This is a genomic window from Sphingobacterium sp. Mn56C (assembly GCF_049319645.1).
In the GTDB taxonomy this organism is placed as follows: Bacteria; Bacteroidota; Bacteroidia; order Sphingobacteriales; family Sphingobacteriaceae; genus Sphingobacterium.
Map to the genome: position 1 here is coordinate 612179 of NZ_JBMOUC010000001.1, position 15536 is coordinate 627714.

Here is a 15536-nt window from a genome sequence, read left to right on the forward strand (position 1 = left end):
TATTGTTTCGATCTAAATCATAGATATATCCTCTAGTTTTATTTGTAAACCATTGATTTGTAGCAATTTTTGATCTATGCTTTTGGGGTGGTAATGTGGCAGAAAAATACAAATGGTATACATAAGTATAGCAGGTAAAAAAAGGTTTTGCTTTACAGCAAATTAAAATTGAGCTGTACACGATAACAGGCATTAAAAAATGTAAGTAAGTTTACAACTTATTTGTACAAATTTTGTTTCATACATAACACTTAATCAGGAGGTTCTCTACTACAACAACAGCACGCTATGCACGAAGTTTTTCCATTCTATCTTATTCTAATTGTGGTCATTGTTTTTTTGATTGTCTTGGCCAATAAAATTAAAGTTGCTTATCCGGTATTACTGGTTTTAGCAGGTTTGCTTATTAGTTTTATTCCAGCGGTGCCCACCTTACATATTGCTCCCGAATTAATTTTCACCCTATTCCTGCCACCATTGCTGTACGAGGCAGCCTGGTCAATATCGTGGAAGGAGCTGTGGCGCTGGCGCAGGGTGGTAACGGGCTTTGCATTCGGGATGGTGTTTTTTACCGCTATATCTGTGGCCTTAGTAGCGAATTATTTTATCCCCGGCTTTTCCCTGGCTTTAGGTTTTCTGTTGGGCGGTATTGTGTCGCCGCCTGATGCGGTAAGCGCCGGAGCAATTATGAAGTTTGTGAAGGTGCCCAAAAGGATGTCGGCCGTGTTGGAGGGGGAAAGTTTATTAAACGACGCCTCATCTCTTATTATCTTCCGTTTTGCCTTGATTGCGGTCGGCACCGGCCAATTTTTTATGGGCCAGGCTTTAGGTAGTTTTGCTTGGATGATTGTTGGGGGATTGGCTGTAGGTTTGGCGATAGGGTGGGTTTTTATGCAGTTGCATAGGCTGATTACTTCGGATGCGAATGTGGATATTGTTTTGACCTTGGTAGCACCCTACCTCATGTATATTCTTGCCGAGGAGCTGGAGAGCTCGGGCGTTATTGCTGTCGTATCCGGGGGGCTATATCTTTCTGCTAAGCGTTATGTATTTTTAAATAGTTATACCCGCTTAAGGGGCTTAAGTGTGTGGGAGAGTTTAATATTTGTGCTAAATGGCTTGGTGTTTATGCTTATTGGTTTGGACCTCCCCGAAATTGTTCAATCGCTACATGCCGAAGCCATAAGTCTGCCGATAGCTATAGGTTATGGGGTATTGATTACGGTGGTATTGATAGGCAGCCGCTTTTTGTTTGCCTTATTAACGATGTTTATTACCAAAATAGCGAGTCGCTTTATTACGGTTGCAGATGCGCGTAATCCAGGTTATAAAGCGCCCATGGTTTTTGGCTGGACGGGAATGCGGGGTGTAGTATCGTTGGCGGCGGCATTATCTATACCCCTGCAGGTCAGTGAAGGCGTCGATTTTCCGCAGCGTAGCTTAATCTTGTTCATCACCTTTGTGGTTATTCTTTCTACCTTGTTGGTTCAAGGGCTTACACTGCCGTTATTAATTAAAAAAATAAAACTGAACGATTTTGACGATCATATGCCGGAAGAGGAAGCGGAGCGCTACCTCGATGCGGGAATCAATGCCAAGGCTATGGAATTTCTTAAAAAGCACGAAGGGCAACAGTTGTATACAGAACTTGAAAAGATTACCTTGCATTGGATAGAAAATAGTACACGTGTAAAAGATCATGCGTTGCTTCCCCTCTTGAAAGCCCATTACCAAGAGCTCCTCGAGAGCCAGCGTAACTGGCTGTTGGCGGCTAATAGTGGTAATGAAAGGCTGGATGAAGAATTGGTACGGAAATACCTGGCGAAAATCGACCTCGAAGAGAGTAGAATTATGGAGGTTTAAAAAAATAAATTATACACTAAATTGCGGCTATGCAATCTATTTTAACAAACCATATTTATGGCGATGAAATATTGAAAATATTGCTTTCCATTGTGTGTGGCAGTATTTTAGGCTTAGAACGTGAGATCCGCGGTAAATCTGCAGGTTTTCGGACTTTGGCGTTGATATGTTTTGGCTCAACGGTTTTTACCATTTGCTCTTACCTGTTGGGTGTTGCCGACAACAGGGATCGTATTGCCGCAAATATTATTACAGGGGTAGGCTTTTTAGGTGCTGGTGTAATATTTAGAAATAACTTCAGTGTTACAGGCATTACCACAGCAGCTTCCATATGGGTGTCGGCAGCAATAGGCATGCTGATTGGTATCGGCGAGTTTGCGTTGGCAGGAATATCTGTTGTGCTCGCACTGTTTATTTTATTTGTTATGGATTATATTCAATTTCGTATTGATTATTACTTTCAGCATAGGGACTACTGTATTACCGTGGATAACCCGGCGCAAGCGGCCCTTATCTGCAATCAGATGCAGGTTTTTAAGTTAAAATACAGCAACCTCAAACTTACGCGTGAAGACAGCCATATTAAAGTAGAAGTCCTGGTCCGTGGCGATGGTAAGCAGCTGGAACTTTTTAACAGTTGGCTGCTGGAACAGGGGGGAATCGATTCCTTCGACTGGTAGAAGCGCTCCGATAAAACCTTATTTATCTTTACTTTTGTATAGGTAATTACAGGAGATAAATAGGAATACATCTGGAGCCAGCAGATAAGTACAGACTATGAGCACAGCCCTTTTATAGATTTTATAATCGACAAGCGCTACCGATGGATCCGGCCTTTTTTTATTGATTACCGCGATAATAGGAATACATTTTGTGCCGACAGCGGAGGCCACATCTCAGGCGGATGATAAATGGGTTTTATTTACCAAATTTATATCTATACTTATACTTCTGGCACTATTCTATGTTAACCACTATATATTGATTCCGAAGTTTATGCTGCGCAGTCGGTTTTTGGCCTACGCAGGCAGCCTACTGCTTTATTATGCCTTGATATTTTTGGGTATGATGTATTTTGAGCGGCAGAATTTATTTTTAATTGAAAAAGCCGATCAGTCGTTTTTAGGTTGGGCGGATTTTTTCGTCTTTGCCATCTTGCTGACCATTTTTATTGCTGCCGTAAGTAGTGTTAAACTGTTCAAAACCTGGATTGTAAATCTTATCCGTTTAAAGGAGTTTCAGAATAATACGCTAATGATGCAGCTGGAGCAGCTAAAAAGCCAGATAAATCCACACTTTTTATTTAATACTTTAAATAATATCAATTTTTTGATTGAAGAAGACCCTAAATTGGCCTCCTCAGTATTGATGCGTCTAAGTGATATTTTACGCAACCAGTTGTATTTAGCAAAGGGAGAGACTATTGCGCTAGGGAAGGAGCTGGAGGTTTTACGCAATATCCTGTTTATGGAGGATATCCGCAGGGATAATTTTCAGGTGGAGTTTTGGGTAGACCCCGATATGGAGGCTCTAAAAGTACCGCCATTTCTTTTTATTCCTTTTGTAGAAAATGTGATTAAACATGCCGGGCATCAGCCTATGGACAGCGGCATGCATGTGTATATCCACTTTACTAGGGAAGACCATAATTTGCTGTTTACCTGCCGCAATACGTTGAAGAAAAATGTGCAGCAGCAGGAGTATGGCGGGATTGGTCTGAGTAATATACGGAAGCGCCTGGAAATTCTTTATCCCAACAGGTTCAGCCTGGATATTTCCGATAAAAATGATGTTTTTGAAGTATGTTTGTCTATACCCATAGTGCTATAATTAACGATGGAAAATTTTCGTATTAAGTATATTGTAATTGAAGACGAGCGGCTGGCACGGAGGGGGCTCGTGAAGCTGTTGGGGGCTTATGATTTTTTGGATTGTATGGGCATGTATAGCAACACGGAAGATGCGCGTTTGCTCTTGGAACAGCAGGCTCCGGAATTGATTTTTTTAGATATCCACCTGCCGGAAGAAAATGGGTTAACTTTTGCTAAGTCCATTCCTGCGGGTATACAGATTATTTTTACCACCGCTTATCCAAACTATGCTTTGGAAAGTTATGAGCTGAATGCCTTAGATTACCTGTTGAAACCTATTGCCGAGGAGCGCCTTCGAAAGGCAATGGATAAGGTGGTCGCTATTTTTCAAAATAAATCCTCCGACAAAGTGGTTGCAGAAGATCCGGCGGATCGGAAATTGTTCCGCCTGAAGCTGAAAGATATTCAATATATTGAGGCCATGAAGGATTATGTTATGATCCATAGCAAGGATAAAAAGCTGATGGTGGCAATGAATGTTAAAACCATCTTAAACCAGCTTCCGAGACGATTTGTTGAAGCGTATTGAAAAGCATACCCTTAATAGGTAAGGAAAAACGGGATTCCAATTTCTGGGAATCCCGTTTTTCCTTGTTTTTATTCAATTGTGATACTTTTACTCGATTGGCTATGTGCACTAAAATAGCCAAGTACCGATGGACTGATATTTGTCGGCGGATTGCTTGGTGTAATGCCACCACCACCAGATTGTTGCATCAAGCTGTACCAATAGGTATATAAAGCCCGGTCAATGCAAAACATTTCTACCCTAACGTTATCGCCAGGAAATATATCCAGATCGTCGGGTCTTAAGGTGAGGCTTACCTCATTGCCATTGGTAAAATTGTCGTCCAGCGCATAAATATCTTTCGTTTGTTTATTATTTACATATAGGACAAATCGATATTGGTTTTGCTGATCCTGAGGATCTTTAAAGTAAATTTTTATGTTACGTGTATCCTTATCGCCAATTTTAGGTTTTTCTGCTGATATGGAATCCAAGGGTACCAGCTGTGGCAGCTGTGCCTGTGCACGGTAGGTTTCGTTGTCGACCTGCACTTCCATGGAATAGGTTTTTCCAGGTTCGCCGATAAACGGATTAGCGATGTATGTTCCCGTTGTTGTTTCCCTAAAAACATAGGTTTTATTGTCGCTATCACGAACGGTAACCGTTGCGCCAGAAACGCCGGGGTAGGTATTGCTACCCGTAAAAGAAACATTTCTGCTTAAGATAATCTTTTGTACCGTATCGGTTTGGTTTATTATCCCTTCAATAACAAGCTTGCCCACCTCGTCATTTACTTTTATATCAATCACCTTTTCACACGATGATGTTAATGCTAATACAAAAACGATCAGACTGTAGAGGTTATATTTTTTCATGGTATTAGACGTTAAATTAAAACTAAATACTTAAAACTAAATACTTAAAACTAAATACTAAATACTTAAAACTTAAAACTTGAAGTTCCAGGTAACAGAGGGGATAGGCACACCGAAAATGCTGGTTTGCACTGCCTCCGTGGCATTAGGCACTTTTTTGCTGTCGCGGAAGGCAATTCTGTAAGGATCCTTTTGGGCATACACATTATAAACACCGAATGTCCAGCTAGAAGTGAAATACTTACCAGGTTTTGCCGTATACGTTGCTGCAATATCCAAACGGTGCGATGCCGGCTGTCGGTATGCATTTCTATCGGAATACGAATAAGTAGTATGGCCACCGACATTATACTTTCCCGTCGGATAGGTTACCGCTCGTCCTGTGCCATAAACAAAGTTACTCGAGAGGGTCCAGCTTTCATTTAAGTTGTAGATAGCAACGACAGATACATCGTGGGTACGGTCTTGCGTTGCTGGAAAGTAGTTTCCGTTGTTAATGCCTTCAAATTTACGCTCCGTTTTCGATAACGTATAGCCAACCCAACCGTTAAACTTGCCATACTTCTTTTTAAAGAATAACTCCACACCATAGGCACGACCGCTGCCATATAACAATTGCGATTCTACATCCTGGTTTACCAACAACTGTGCAGCATCTTTATAGTCGATTTGGTTTTGCAGGTTTTTATAGTATAGCTCGCCAGAAAATTCGTAGGTATTGTCTTTAAAGTTTCTAAAATATCCCGCCGAGAACTGATCAGCAATTTCGGGTTTAATATTTTTACTGCTCATCACGTACAAATCTGTAGGGCTGGCGCTGGTGGAGTTGGTCAGCAAATGAATATTCTGGGTGTTTCGGTTGTAGGATGCTTTTATAGATTGCTCCTCATTAAGCATATAACTCAAGCTGAAACGAGGCTCCAGGTTCATATAATTTTTCACGACCTCCCCAGCACTATACTTCCGTGCATCGATAATATTTCCAGCCTCATCGTAACTGCTGTAGGTTCCAGGCCCCGTAAGCAGCATTGAGCTTAATCGTAAGCCATACATCACACTTAATTTCGGGCTTACCTTCCATTCGTCACCCAGGTAAGCAGCCATCTCGTAGCCATAGCGGTGCTCCACATGTTTATCGTTAAAGCTAGACGATGCTGTGGTGCTGATATCACCCGGGGCAATATCGTGGCGAGTAGCATGTAGGCCAAACTTTAGCGCATGGTTGGAAGCGGCATAATACTGAAAGTCCTGCTTAACATTAAAGTCCATAATTTTGGAGGTAATCTTAAAGCCATCGGTGCGGTCCAAACCCTCGATCACATAATTGTAATTGCTATAAATTAAGGAAGTGTTCGAGAACAGCTTGCTACTAAACACATGATTAAAACGCAGTGTTCCGGTAGCATTTCCCCAGTTGGTGCCAAAAACATCCTGCAGCCCCAGCACATCCTTCCCAAAATACCCCGAAAGATAAAGGGCATTTTTATCGTTGAAACGATAGTTTACCTTAGCATTGATATCGTAAAAATATAAAGTGCTTTTATTCAGGGTGCTATCTTTTGAAGCCTTTAAAAATAAATCGGCGTAAGTACGACGGGCAGAGATCATAAACGAACCCTTATCTTTTACCAAAGGCCCCTCGACTTTAATCCGCGAGGCTATCAGTCCGACACCGCCCTGCACGGTAACCTTTTTATTGTTCCCTTCGTTCATTTTTATATCCAGCACCGACGATAATCTTCCGCCATACTCCGAAGGCATACCGCCTTTATAGATGCTTACATCTTTGATGGCATCGGAGTTGAAGGTCGAGAAAAAGCCCAACAAGTGCGCTGCATTATAAACTGTAGCTTCATCCAAAAGGATTAAGTTTTGGTCGGCACCACCTCCTCGAACGTAAAAACCTGTATTACCCTCGCCCGAGGTCTTTATACCCGGCATTAGTGTAATACTCTTTAAGACATCCTGCTCGCCCAATACTACCGGAAGCTGGTTAATTTGGCTCATATTCAGTTTCTCTACGCCCATTTGTGGGGAGGATATATTGCTGTTGTTTCTGCGATGCGATGCCACAACAACCTCCTCCAAACTATTTTGTGCGCGTAAGGGGATATGGAGTACCTGGTCTTTAAAGAGCGAGATGGTATCGGTAAAAGTCTTATAGCCCACATAAGAGCCAATAACCACATAGCGACCTTCCGGAGCACTAAGCGCATAATAGCCATAGGCATTACTAGAACTGTTGGCCTGTGGCAGCTCTTGAAGTTTTACCGTAGCGCCAATTAAAGTTTCGCCCGTGGCGGCGTCCGTTAGGGTACCCGATAAGCTATACCGCTTTTGAGCAAAGGAAACCTGTGATAGCGACGCTAAAAGTAATAAGATAGGTAGCGATTTATACATTTTCTAAATTTTCAACGAATGTAAGATTTATGTCGAGTTGAAAACCAGCAATTATACAAACTAGTGTGTTTTTTATAGGAAATTATGCTTTTTAAGGCCTTATAGCGTATAGGTTATAGGTATTTGTTTAGGCAGGCAAGGTTTCTCTGGTATTTTGCCAGAGAAACCTTATCTACCCAGTGAAAAGAAAAATATACCGCTTTACACGGTGAAAAATGCCTTCGGAACCCATTCAAAACCAGTATCACGGGTTTTAAGATACCCTAATCCAGGGTAGGGCAGGTGGTCGCCAAAGATTAAACGTTTTTCTGCCGCCCATCGCTTACCCAACATTTGGCGCGACGCTATAGCCATTTCAAAATCGGTATCGATGAGGCTGCCCCATGTTGGATGGGCAAGCAACAAAATATGCTGAAAAGTATCTGCCATATGCACCAACTCTTGACCTTGCGAGAACACCGTAATAATGGCCTGTCCGGGCGTATGTCCGGCGGCAATTTCCACATTTAAACAGTCGAATAATACATCCTTATCGGTAAAGAAATGCAAGCGGGCAGCGTCGATACTATTTAAATGCTGCTGTGCAAAGTCGATCCCAAATTGTGTTGTTTCATTTATCGATCCCTTTGAAAAGTCGGGCGCTGTAGCCATCCAAAAATCATATTCAGCTTGCGCAATATGCACCGCAGCATTTGCAAATGCAGGGCTGCCATCCCCATGCAATAATCCGCCGATATGGTCGGCATGCGCATGCGTAAGCACAATATCCGTGATGTCATGTTCAGAGATGCCTGCAGCAGCGAGGTGTTGCAAAAGCTTACCCGCTGTTGGCGACAACTGCTGCCCACTTCCAGTATCCAGCAGGATTGTTCGTGTTTGCGTTTTTACCAACAAAATATTACCTGCAAAATCGATACGATCGCTCGGGTAAAAATTGTCTTCTAAAAATGTCTTAATAGCATTTGGATCAGCCTCTGGAGCAAATACAGGCTGTATGCCATCCATTTTAAAGGCCCCATCGGTAATAACATATAAGGTTAAATCTCCCAAAGGAAATTGAATATGTCCATTCTTGTGGTTTTCTAGCGTTTCTAGCATAGTTTTATTGTTTTCTACCCTACAAAATTAAGTACCTTTGTGGTTCAAAAAAGGTTACTAACCTCTTGGAAAGCACTTTCCAAGAGGTTAGTAACAGCAATATTTATGGCAAATACGACAGCAAATAGTACACAGAAAGAATGTTCGGCAGGGATGCTGCCCATAAAAGATGCATTGACCCTGTTAAGTGGTAAATGGAAGATCCCTATTATAATGAGCCTGTCATTTGGAGGTAAACGATTTAAGGAGATTACCAAGGAGGTTGTAGGGTTAAGTGATAAGGTCCTGGCCAAGGAGCTTAAGGAGCTGGAGGAGAATTATCTGATCTCGCGTACAGCGCTCGACACGTTTCCGCCAACGGTGGCCTATGAAATTACAGCACATGGACGCACGCTTGAGAAAGTTATTCTGGAACTCAAAAACTGGGGCTTGCAGCACCGCAAAATGGTAACCGGTAAGTAGGGGCTAACCTTGAAAATTGCCCTTTAGCTGTGTAGCCTGTAAGGATGTAAATAACCCCAACGGCCGACAGGGCAGGCCCATCGGGAAGGCTTTCTTCTGCCAAAAGAGCTAGGCACTGCCCGCATAAAGGTCTGCACCACACATAGCGCCAAGTATAACGACGCATTTTTAATGCGAGATATGCTTTAAATCATTTTTATCGTTTTTATCATTAGTATAGGTTTACAGTTTTTATTGTTTCGAAATAAGCCATACTTTATGAAGGCGAAATAGATCCTATTCCTGGTCTTCCCTCTATATGTTATGAAAAACTAAAAACAAACCCTGGTCCAGGATTTCCCGGAAATCCAAATCCGATAGAAATCGATGAAGTTATCATAACCAAGGACAATCCAAGACATCCCGCTAATACCTTAAACCCATGGTTTCCCTATATTAGCCGTCCTGTTTATTATCCTACACAATCAAGCGTACCTAAAAATCCTTGCGATCTATTAAAATCACTTATGGGTAAGGCTGCATTTAATAATCTCAGAAATAATTTAGCAAAGAAATCCGTAACAGACAATTATGAATCAGGTGGTATTTTCTATGGTGACAATCTAATCGAAATTAAAGGAAAAAAAGACGAACATTCTATACCTATCACTTTATACGATAAAATAAACGGATTAATGCATAACCATGTAAAAGCCGGGTATTCAATATTATCCTATTCTGACATAATTGCTATTTCACAAATATACACTCAAGGGTTAATGATGAGCCCGCAGGGGTTCTTTTTTGGTGTAACAACCCACCAAAAAACAAATTATCTCTTAACTATCGAAAATGTTTCATTATTTAGTACTTATGCAGATAAAATTGTAAAAGGAATTTCGCCTGGTTTACCTTATGAATTTTTATATGAAGGTCTTGTCAACAATAATAATTCAGTCCAACAAAATTTAAATGGTTTTCTTAACTATCTTTGATTCGAAAAAACTGGTATGAAATTATTCGAGTATGACGAGAATAAAAAAGATTGGGTTCCAAAAGAACTTGAAGAAAAAGTCGGAAAAAGAGTTATAATATCAAACCCCTGTAAATAATTAACGAAATGAAAAATTTAATAAATCGCATAATGATACTAATTATATTACTAACAGTATCATCCAATCTGATAGCTCAAAATTATGATAATTTAAATGCCGATGATCAAATAAAAAATACTTCCATTGACCAATTTATTGGTAAATGGAAGTATTCAGGCAATGATTTCGAATTAATACTTAATCTTAGTAAAGAAAATATTCCTATTGGGAGCGTTAAAACAGATGGGATTATCGGCTTTCACGAACTGAAGAAGAAAAATCAAATCATATCTAAAAGTGAAAGACCGATAGAGCAAAATGAGCTATTGCAAAATGCGACATTTTTTACCAGAGGCCATACATCGGAAACGAATAAAATAGAAGGCTATTTTATTCTTGATAAAAATTCTACTAAATATAGGGTACAGGCAATAATATCAAATTCAAAAGATGAATTGCTACTCTCATTAAGCCCAGCGAAGCAAGAAGGCATTATTGTAAACAAAAAAGAAACGAAAAACACCTTTAATTTACCCAAGGAGCTAAAATTCAAAAAAGTTACTCAATAAATTTCAAATCTAATGGTATTTCCCTAATCAAATGGTGTAAATTATTCCGCTCATTGAATACCAATAAATTGGAGTGGCAAAAATTACTGTATCATATTTCTCTATGATTTTCTTTATTAAAGTCAAGTAATCATCGTTTCGGTTTTCGTGCGTGTAGTCAAAATAACCAATATCATAATCGTTTAAATCAAGTAAATCCCATTTCGATTGCTCTATTAGTTCTTTTGTCAAAGTTGCTGTATCTTCGTCTTGTCTCGAACTACCTACGATTACAATTATTTTCATACAAAGGGTTACTATAACGAATGTATTACCTATCTATTTTTTTTATCTCCCCTAAATGCGTGTATTTAAAACCACGGTAGTATTTAAGGCCATATCCAAATACTCTATCCATCGAAGCGTGGGCATAAAGTATAATACCCACCAAGATAAATACAGGTACATGGAGTAGCATACCCACAGTAGCGATAAGAATCGCCAAGGCCTTATGATGAGCGATATTATAGGCTATCGCACCTACCTTAGTATTTATGGCGTAACCAATCATAGATAAATCGGGCAGCAGAATACAGGCCGGGAAAAGCCACCAGCTGTAGTCTAATCTGCTGAATAAAAAAATGGCACATAAAAATTGACCTAATTCTTCGAGTTTTAATACCTTACGCATACCTTATTTTCTATTGTTTCTAACCACAAAGTTCTATAGAATCATACAAATAGGCCTTGACAAATATCAAGATTTTGCAAGCTGACGTTTCCGTATGCGGCTGAACGTTTCGGCTGTCATGCCGAGTACCGAGGCAATATAATGCAGCGGTACCTGATTGAAAAGAGCAGGATTTTGGTTAAAATATAAGGTATAACGTTCTTCTGCGGTCATCGATAGATGAGAGAATACCCGGTTTTCTATCATGGCAAAACATTTCACGATAAAACCTTTCTCAATATCATGCCACTGCGGGAATGCTGTACAGAGGTCCATATAATCCTTTTTATAAATACTCCATAACGTTACAGGCGTTAGTGCCTGTATGTTCCAACGATTGGGCTGGTCGAAAAAGAACCCCTGTACATCCGTAAGGAAAAAGTTCTCCGTAGCGATCCATTGCGTAATCTCTCTGTCGTTGGCCCAGGCATATACACGTAATATGCCCGATGTTACGAGACTTAGTCGTTGGCACACCTGCTCGGCATTAGTAAAGAAATCCCCCTTAGCTAACTGCTCTTCTTTAAAATAACTGCGAATCTGTTGGAGCTCTGTATCGGTAAATCGGCCAAAATGTGCTTGAAAAGTAGTATTAAAGTCTGCCATAGCTATGCGAAATTAGGAGACTAAATATACTATTATCTGATAAAAAGTACGGGCTAAGGTACAAAATAAGGTAAGGAGCAGGCGGCAGCTGGTGCAAACCTCAGGAGATACTAATTTAAGGCTGTTTTTATCCCTAATTATAGTGAAAACATAATTTGCAGACTCTGGAAATGGCTTTTTTTTGGCTTTAAGTCCCTTTTTTTGGCGCTGTTGGCAAACTATTTGTTTGTGGTTGTACCGGATATTTGGCGTCTATCCCAATAAATAGGAAAATAATTAATAAGTAAATAAACAAACAAATAAATATATAAATACTATAAAGCTATGAGTTCAAAAGTGCAGTCTATTTTAAGCTATTTGGGAATCCTTTGGTTAGTGGGTTTCTTTGCCGGGAAGAAAGAAAGAGATAATTTTAGTATTTACCATCTTAAACAAGGCTTTGGTCTTATGGTAGTTGGTGTAGTCTTTAACGTTATTGTACGCATTGTACTGGCTATTTCGGAAACTATGGGTTCTTTACTAAGTTATGCCGGAATTTTGCTATTGATTTTTACAATTCTGGGCATTGTAAATGTTATCAATAAGGTTAAAAAGCCATTGCCAATTATAGGTAAAGCTTTTGAAAATAGCTTTGCTTTTATTGAGAGATAAAATTTCAAGTACATTAAAAAGGCGTCTGTAAAACAAGACGCCTTTTCTTTAGATTAGACCTGCAAGATGATCCAAAATAATACGCATTTGATCCTTCGTTACCAGTCCGGGATGGCGATAAATTACATTTCCCTTTGGGTCTAAAAGAACCAGCGTTGGATAAGAAATGGGAGCATTACGATTCAAAAAGCGAGCAAAGGCATGTACCCCCTTGTCCTTGCCTGTGGCCGTGTAGGTAAAAGTTTGTCCTAAAAATTGCACGGCATCCTTTATTTCGGCATTAAAAGGTACGTAGTACAGCCTGTTTGCGGCTGTAGTATCGCTTTGCAGCAGCTTCTGGATAATGTTTTTTTGCATGCTGCAGTAGCTACACCATTCCGTTCCTAATACCATCAAAACCGGTTTAGGGTGCTTTTGTATCAAACTATCCAAGTCGTTTACCGTACGCTGATATTGCGCAAAAGCGGGTTTACTGCTCCACAGCAGGAGCAGAACAACCATAGCAGGAACCCGTTTAATATTAACATGCATAGCTTGTTATTAACGAATGGTATAGCGTAATCCTAAGAAACCACGGATACCCTGATTAGGGCCATACGAGTAACCATCAGGGTCAAATTTCAACCCATATGGATTAACACCCGGTACAACCGTTGGGTTACCCGTATTATCGAACACCACCTCCTTATCAAAAGGGTCATGCGCACGTGCTATCACAAAGGGGTTACCCTTATTTACGGTCCAGTTTAACAGGTTTTTTACCCCTCCATACAGCTCAAACTGATGGCCAATCTTTTTCGTAAGCTGGATGTTCTGTACGCTCCACCACGGGGAGTACGGTCTTCTAGGGTCATGGTCGCCTATTAATACAAGGCGCATCGGCCCAACAACATTTCCGGTATAATCTACGGTTAATCCTAATCTGTGGAACGTATAGCCAATATTCCAGGTTCCAGAGAAACGCTCCGTTTTGATTTGTCGCGTGGTAACGCCATCTTCCGTCGATTGCACATCCATCACGGTTCCGCCGGCAAGGATTTTTAACCCATTGGTAAAAGACATATCCAGATTTACGGATAGCCCTTTGGACACCGCATTACCATTCAAGTTATCGAAGATAATTTCTGACGGATTGGTATCATAATCCGGAATAATTTTGTTGGTAAAGTACGTGTAGAAGGCCGTTGCATCTACGTTTAACAGCGCGCTACCGATAAAGATTTTACGTACATAGTTTAGGTTCGCATTCCAGGAGGTTTCGGGTTTTAAATTATTAAGAAAAACCACCTTACGTGCACCCGTAATCGTAGCATGCTCTTCCGTGAAAACATTGGCCACACGATACCCATTACCCATACTTAAACGGATAATATTGTTTTTATCCGGCGAGTTCCATTTATAACTAATCCGTGGCGTAAGGATATTGCCATGAATGGAGTTATGGTCGTACCGCAGGCCCAGTAAAAGCTTATTGTTTGCGTTTAGGGTAATCTCATCCTGCAGAAACAACCCTGGAAGGCGTGTTTTTTTAACCTGATCCATACGGATAGAATCGTTAACGGCAGTGGCGGGTGTATTATCGTCGTAATAGGTAAAACGATACGAGAGACCTGCAAGCAGGTCATGCCTGCCTACGGTTTTATCCCAAGTTAACTGGCCAAAACCGATGTACTGTTTAGCAATGAAAATATCGCCGCCATAAGCGCTATTTTGATTATGTCCATTGGCACTAAATTGGAACATAATTTTTTCTTTTACCGGCAATTGGTAGGTACCAAAAAATTCCCATCGGCTGGTATACACACTTTCACCATAAACCTCCTCACCACCTCTGTACTTTTTGTTCCAATTCATTTCTCCACCCCAACGGTCTTCGTAAAGATACCTTCCGGCAAGGTTGAAAACACGATTATCCTTGCGGTCAAAACTCCACTTGTTGAACACTGAAATTCGGTTTTGCAAGGTCACATCGGTAAAATTGTCCTTATTATTGTCGATTGGGTTTTGGTAGTTAAAGTAGTTGATACCCAGTAAGCTGTTGGCTTTCTTGCCTACCTTAAACCTACCGCCAATATCGGCATTAAATTCAGCCCATGTGGTGCCGTAGACATCTGCCGATAACAGCGGTGCGCTGGAAGGGCGTTTGGTGATGATATTGATGATGCCGCCAACGGCCTCGCTACCGTATAATGTAGAGGCGGGGCCTTTTACAATTTCAACCCGATCGACCAAGGACATAGGGATACCGCTCAAACCATAGACGGTGGAAAGGCCACTTACAATCGGCATACCATCGATCATAACCATTGTATACGGCCCTTCAAGACCGTTGATATGGATATCACCGGTATTACATACATTACAGTTTAACTGCGGACGTACACCATTTACGGTCTGTAGTCCTTCAAATATGGAAGGACTGGGGTTGGCGCGGAAGAACTTGGCCGAATATACCTCTACCGGTATGGGGCTTTCCAGTTTTGAAACCTCCTTCATGGTACCCGATATGACAACCTCATCAAGATTATTTTCCATTATTTCGCTTAGCGATAGGTCTACGATCGCCGCAGTAGTATTCACCTTAATACTACTGCGCTTGCTTTTGTAGCCGATGTGTTTCGCTTCAACGGTGTAGGTATTGGCTGTAATATGTTGAAATATATAATTACCAAGACTGTCGGTCGCAGTTTTAGTGTTGGATGGCTTTAATAATAGGGTAGCTCCTACGATAGGCTTCCCTTCTTTATCCGTTATACGACCCTTTATGCTTGCCGATTGGCCAAAGCATAATAAGACGCTAAATAAGAGATAAGTTGTAGTTAAAATACCTTTTTTGTGTTTCATTAAATCG

16 protein-coding genes are annotated in these 15536 nt (G+C 40.7%); 8 read left to right on the top strand and 8 right to left on the bottom strand.

Annotated elements, in window-relative coordinates:
- Nucleotides 1–288 precede the first annotated feature (288 nt).
- From ACL9RF_RS02770 to ACL9RF_RS02785, 4 genes are all read left to right on the top strand, one after another.
- Nucleotides 289–1863, top strand: a complete 1575-nt coding sequence (locus ACL9RF_RS02770; protein ID WP_422799062.1) for a Na+/H+ antiporter — start codon at nt 289–291, stop codon at nt 1861–1863.
- A gap of 29 nt (nt 1864–1892) precedes the next feature.
- Nucleotides 1893–2543: an MgtC/SapB family protein gene (locus ACL9RF_RS02775; RefSeq protein ID WP_422799063.1), complete on the top strand. Its 651-nt coding sequence runs from the start codon at nt 1893–1895 to the stop codon at nt 2541–2543.
- Nucleotides 2544–2736: 193 nt separating this feature from the next.
- Nucleotides 2737–3693, top strand: a complete 957-nt coding sequence (locus ACL9RF_RS02780) for a sensor histidine kinase (protein WP_422799064.1) — start codon at nt 2737–2739, stop codon at nt 3691–3693.
- Between the two features lie 6 nt (nt 3694–3699).
- Nucleotides 3700–4263, top strand: a complete 564-nt coding sequence (locus tag ACL9RF_RS02785) for a LytR/AlgR family response regulator transcription factor (protein WP_422799065.1) — start codon at nt 3700–3702, stop codon at nt 4261–4263.
- A 68-nt stretch (nt 4264–4331) separates the two neighbouring features.
- Here the strand turns inward: ACL9RF_RS02785 and ACL9RF_RS02790 are convergent, their stop codons facing one another.
- The 3 genes from ACL9RF_RS02790 to ACL9RF_RS02800 all read right to left on the bottom strand — a co-directional run bounded on the left by ACL9RF_RS02790 (nt 4332) and on the right by ACL9RF_RS02800 (nt 8615).
- Nucleotides 4332–5117, bottom strand: a complete 786-nt coding sequence (locus tag ACL9RF_RS02790; protein WP_422799066.1) for a DUF4249 domain-containing protein — start codon at nt 5115–5117, stop codon at nt 4332–4334.
- A 72-nt stretch (nt 5118–5189) separates the two neighbouring features.
- On the bottom strand, nt 5190–7517 hold the full coding sequence (locus tag ACL9RF_RS02795) for a TonB-dependent receptor (protein WP_422799067.1): 2328 nt from the start codon (nt 7515–7517) through the stop codon (nt 5190–5192).
- A gap of 201 nt (nt 7518–7718) precedes the next feature.
- Nucleotides 7719–8615, bottom strand: coding sequence for an MBL fold metallo-hydrolase (locus ACL9RF_RS02800; RefSeq protein ID WP_422799068.1), 897 nt, complete (start codon nt 8613–8615; stop codon nt 7719–7721).
- A 105-nt stretch (nt 8616–8720) separates the two neighbouring features.
- On the opposite strand from ACL9RF_RS02800, the gene ACL9RF_RS02805 reads away from it, so the two are divergent.
- The 3 genes from ACL9RF_RS02805 (at nt 8721) to ACL9RF_RS02815 (ending at nt 10719) form a co-directional block, all read left to right on the top strand.
- Entirely contained in the window at nt 8721–9077 is a 357-nt protein-coding gene (locus tag ACL9RF_RS02805; protein WP_422799069.1) for a winged helix-turn-helix transcriptional regulator, read from the top strand.
- Nucleotides 9078–9583: 506 nt separating this feature from the next.
- Entirely contained in the window at nt 9584–10051 is a 468-nt protein-coding gene (locus ACL9RF_RS02810; RefSeq protein ID WP_422799070.1) for a hypothetical protein, read from the top strand.
- A 125-nt stretch (nt 10052–10176) separates the two neighbouring features.
- Nucleotides 10177–10719 carry a DUF6705 family protein gene (locus ACL9RF_RS02815; RefSeq protein ID WP_422799071.1) on the top strand — a complete coding sequence of 181 codons (543 nt, stop codon included), beginning with the start codon at nt 10177–10179 and terminating at the stop codon, nt 10717–10719.
- Between the two features lie 27 nt (nt 10720–10746).
- Here the strand turns inward: ACL9RF_RS02815 and ACL9RF_RS02820 are convergent, their stop codons facing one another.
- The 3 genes from ACL9RF_RS02820 to ACL9RF_RS02830 all read right to left on the bottom strand — a co-directional run bounded on the left by ACL9RF_RS02820 (nt 10747) and on the right by ACL9RF_RS02830 (nt 12034).
- Nucleotides 10747–11004 (bottom strand): NAD(P)H-dependent oxidoreductase, encoded by a 258-nt coding sequence (locus ACL9RF_RS02820; protein WP_422799072.1) that lies wholly within the window; start codon nt 11002–11004, stop codon nt 10747–10749.
- 25 nt (nt 11005–11029) lie between these two features.
- Nucleotides 11030–11389 carry a DUF4260 domain-containing protein gene (locus ACL9RF_RS02825; RefSeq protein ID WP_422799073.1) on the bottom strand — a complete coding sequence of 120 codons (360 nt, stop codon included), beginning with the start codon at nt 11387–11389 and terminating at the stop codon, nt 11030–11032.
- A 66-nt stretch (nt 11390–11455) separates the two neighbouring features.
- On the bottom strand, nt 11456–12034 hold the full coding sequence (locus ACL9RF_RS02830) for a Crp/Fnr family transcriptional regulator (RefSeq protein ID WP_422799074.1): 579 nt from the start codon (nt 12032–12034) through the stop codon (nt 11456–11458).
- A gap of 324 nt (nt 12035–12358) precedes the next feature.
- On the opposite strand from ACL9RF_RS02830, the gene ACL9RF_RS02835 reads away from it, so the two are divergent.
- Entirely contained in the window at nt 12359–12685 is a 327-nt protein-coding gene (locus ACL9RF_RS02835) for a DUF4870 domain-containing protein (RefSeq protein ID WP_422799075.1), read from the top strand.
- A gap of 48 nt (nt 12686–12733) precedes the next feature.
- On the opposite strand, the gene ACL9RF_RS02840 is transcribed toward ACL9RF_RS02835, so the two are convergent.
- Nucleotides 12734–13216, bottom strand: a complete 483-nt coding sequence (locus tag ACL9RF_RS02840; protein WP_422799076.1) for a thioredoxin family protein — start codon at nt 13214–13216, stop codon at nt 12734–12736.
- Nucleotides 13217–13225: 9 nt separating this feature from the next.
- The gene (locus ACL9RF_RS02845; RefSeq protein WP_422799077.1) at nt 13226–15529 is read right to left on the bottom strand and encodes a TonB-dependent receptor; all 2304 of its coding nucleotides are present in this window, start codon (nt 15527–15529) and stop codon (nt 13226–13228) included.
- Between the last annotated feature and the right edge of the window lie 7 nt (nt 15530–15536).

What these genes read in the sequence shown, in the direction of transcription:
- ACL9RF_RS02770 (WP_422799062.1), top strand. Translation starts at nt 289, where the DNA reads ATGCACGAAGTTTTTCCATTCTATCTTATTCTAATTGTGGTCATTGTT.
- ACL9RF_RS02775 (WP_422799063.1), top strand. Translation starts at nt 1,893, where the DNA reads ATGCAATCTATTTTAACAAACCATATTTATGGCGATGAAATATTGAAA.
- ACL9RF_RS02785 (WP_422799065.1), top strand. Translation starts at nt 3,700, where the DNA reads ATGGAAAATTTTCGTATTAAGTATATTGTAATTGAAGACGAGCGGCTG.
- ACL9RF_RS02790 (WP_422799066.1), bottom strand. Translation starts at nt 5,117, where the DNA reads ATGAAAAAATATAACCTCTACAGTCTGATCGTTTTTGTATTAGCATTA.
- ACL9RF_RS02795 (WP_422799067.1), bottom strand. Translation starts at nt 7,517, where the DNA reads ATGTATAAATCGCTACCTATCTTATTACTTTTAGCGTCGCTATCACAG.
- ACL9RF_RS02800 (WP_422799068.1), bottom strand. Translation starts at nt 8,615, where the DNA reads ATGCTAGAAACGCTAGAAAACCACAAGAATGGACATATTCAATTTCCT.
- ACL9RF_RS02805 (WP_422799069.1), top strand. Translation starts at nt 8,721, where the DNA reads ATGGCAAATACGACAGCAAATAGTACACAGAAAGAATGTTCGGCAGGG.
- ACL9RF_RS02810 (WP_422799070.1), top strand. Translation starts at nt 9,584, where the DNA reads ATGGGTAAGGCTGCATTTAATAATCTCAGAAATAATTTAGCAAAGAAA.
- ACL9RF_RS02815 (WP_422799071.1), top strand. Translation starts at nt 10,177, where the DNA reads ATGAAAAATTTAATAAATCGCATAATGATACTAATTATATTACTAACA.
- ACL9RF_RS02820 (WP_422799072.1), bottom strand. Translation starts at nt 11,004, where the DNA reads ATGAAAATAATTGTAATCGTAGGTAGTTCGAGACAAGACGAAGATACA.
- ACL9RF_RS02825 (WP_422799073.1), bottom strand. Translation starts at nt 11,389, where the DNA reads ATGCGTAAGGTATTAAAACTCGAAGAATTAGGTCAATTTTTATGTGCC.
- ACL9RF_RS02830 (WP_422799074.1), bottom strand. Translation starts at nt 12,034, where the DNA reads ATGGCAGACTTTAATACTACTTTTCAAGCACATTTTGGCCGATTTACC.
- ACL9RF_RS02835 (WP_422799075.1), top strand. Translation starts at nt 12,359, where the DNA reads ATGAGTTCAAAAGTGCAGTCTATTTTAAGCTATTTGGGAATCCTTTGG.
- ACL9RF_RS02840 (WP_422799076.1), bottom strand. Translation starts at nt 13,216, where the DNA reads ATGCATGTTAATATTAAACGGGTTCCTGCTATGGTTGTTCTGCTCCTG.
- ACL9RF_RS02845 (WP_422799077.1), bottom strand. Translation starts at nt 15,529, where the DNA reads ATGAAACACAAAAAAGGTATTTTAACTACAACTTATCTCTTATTTAGC.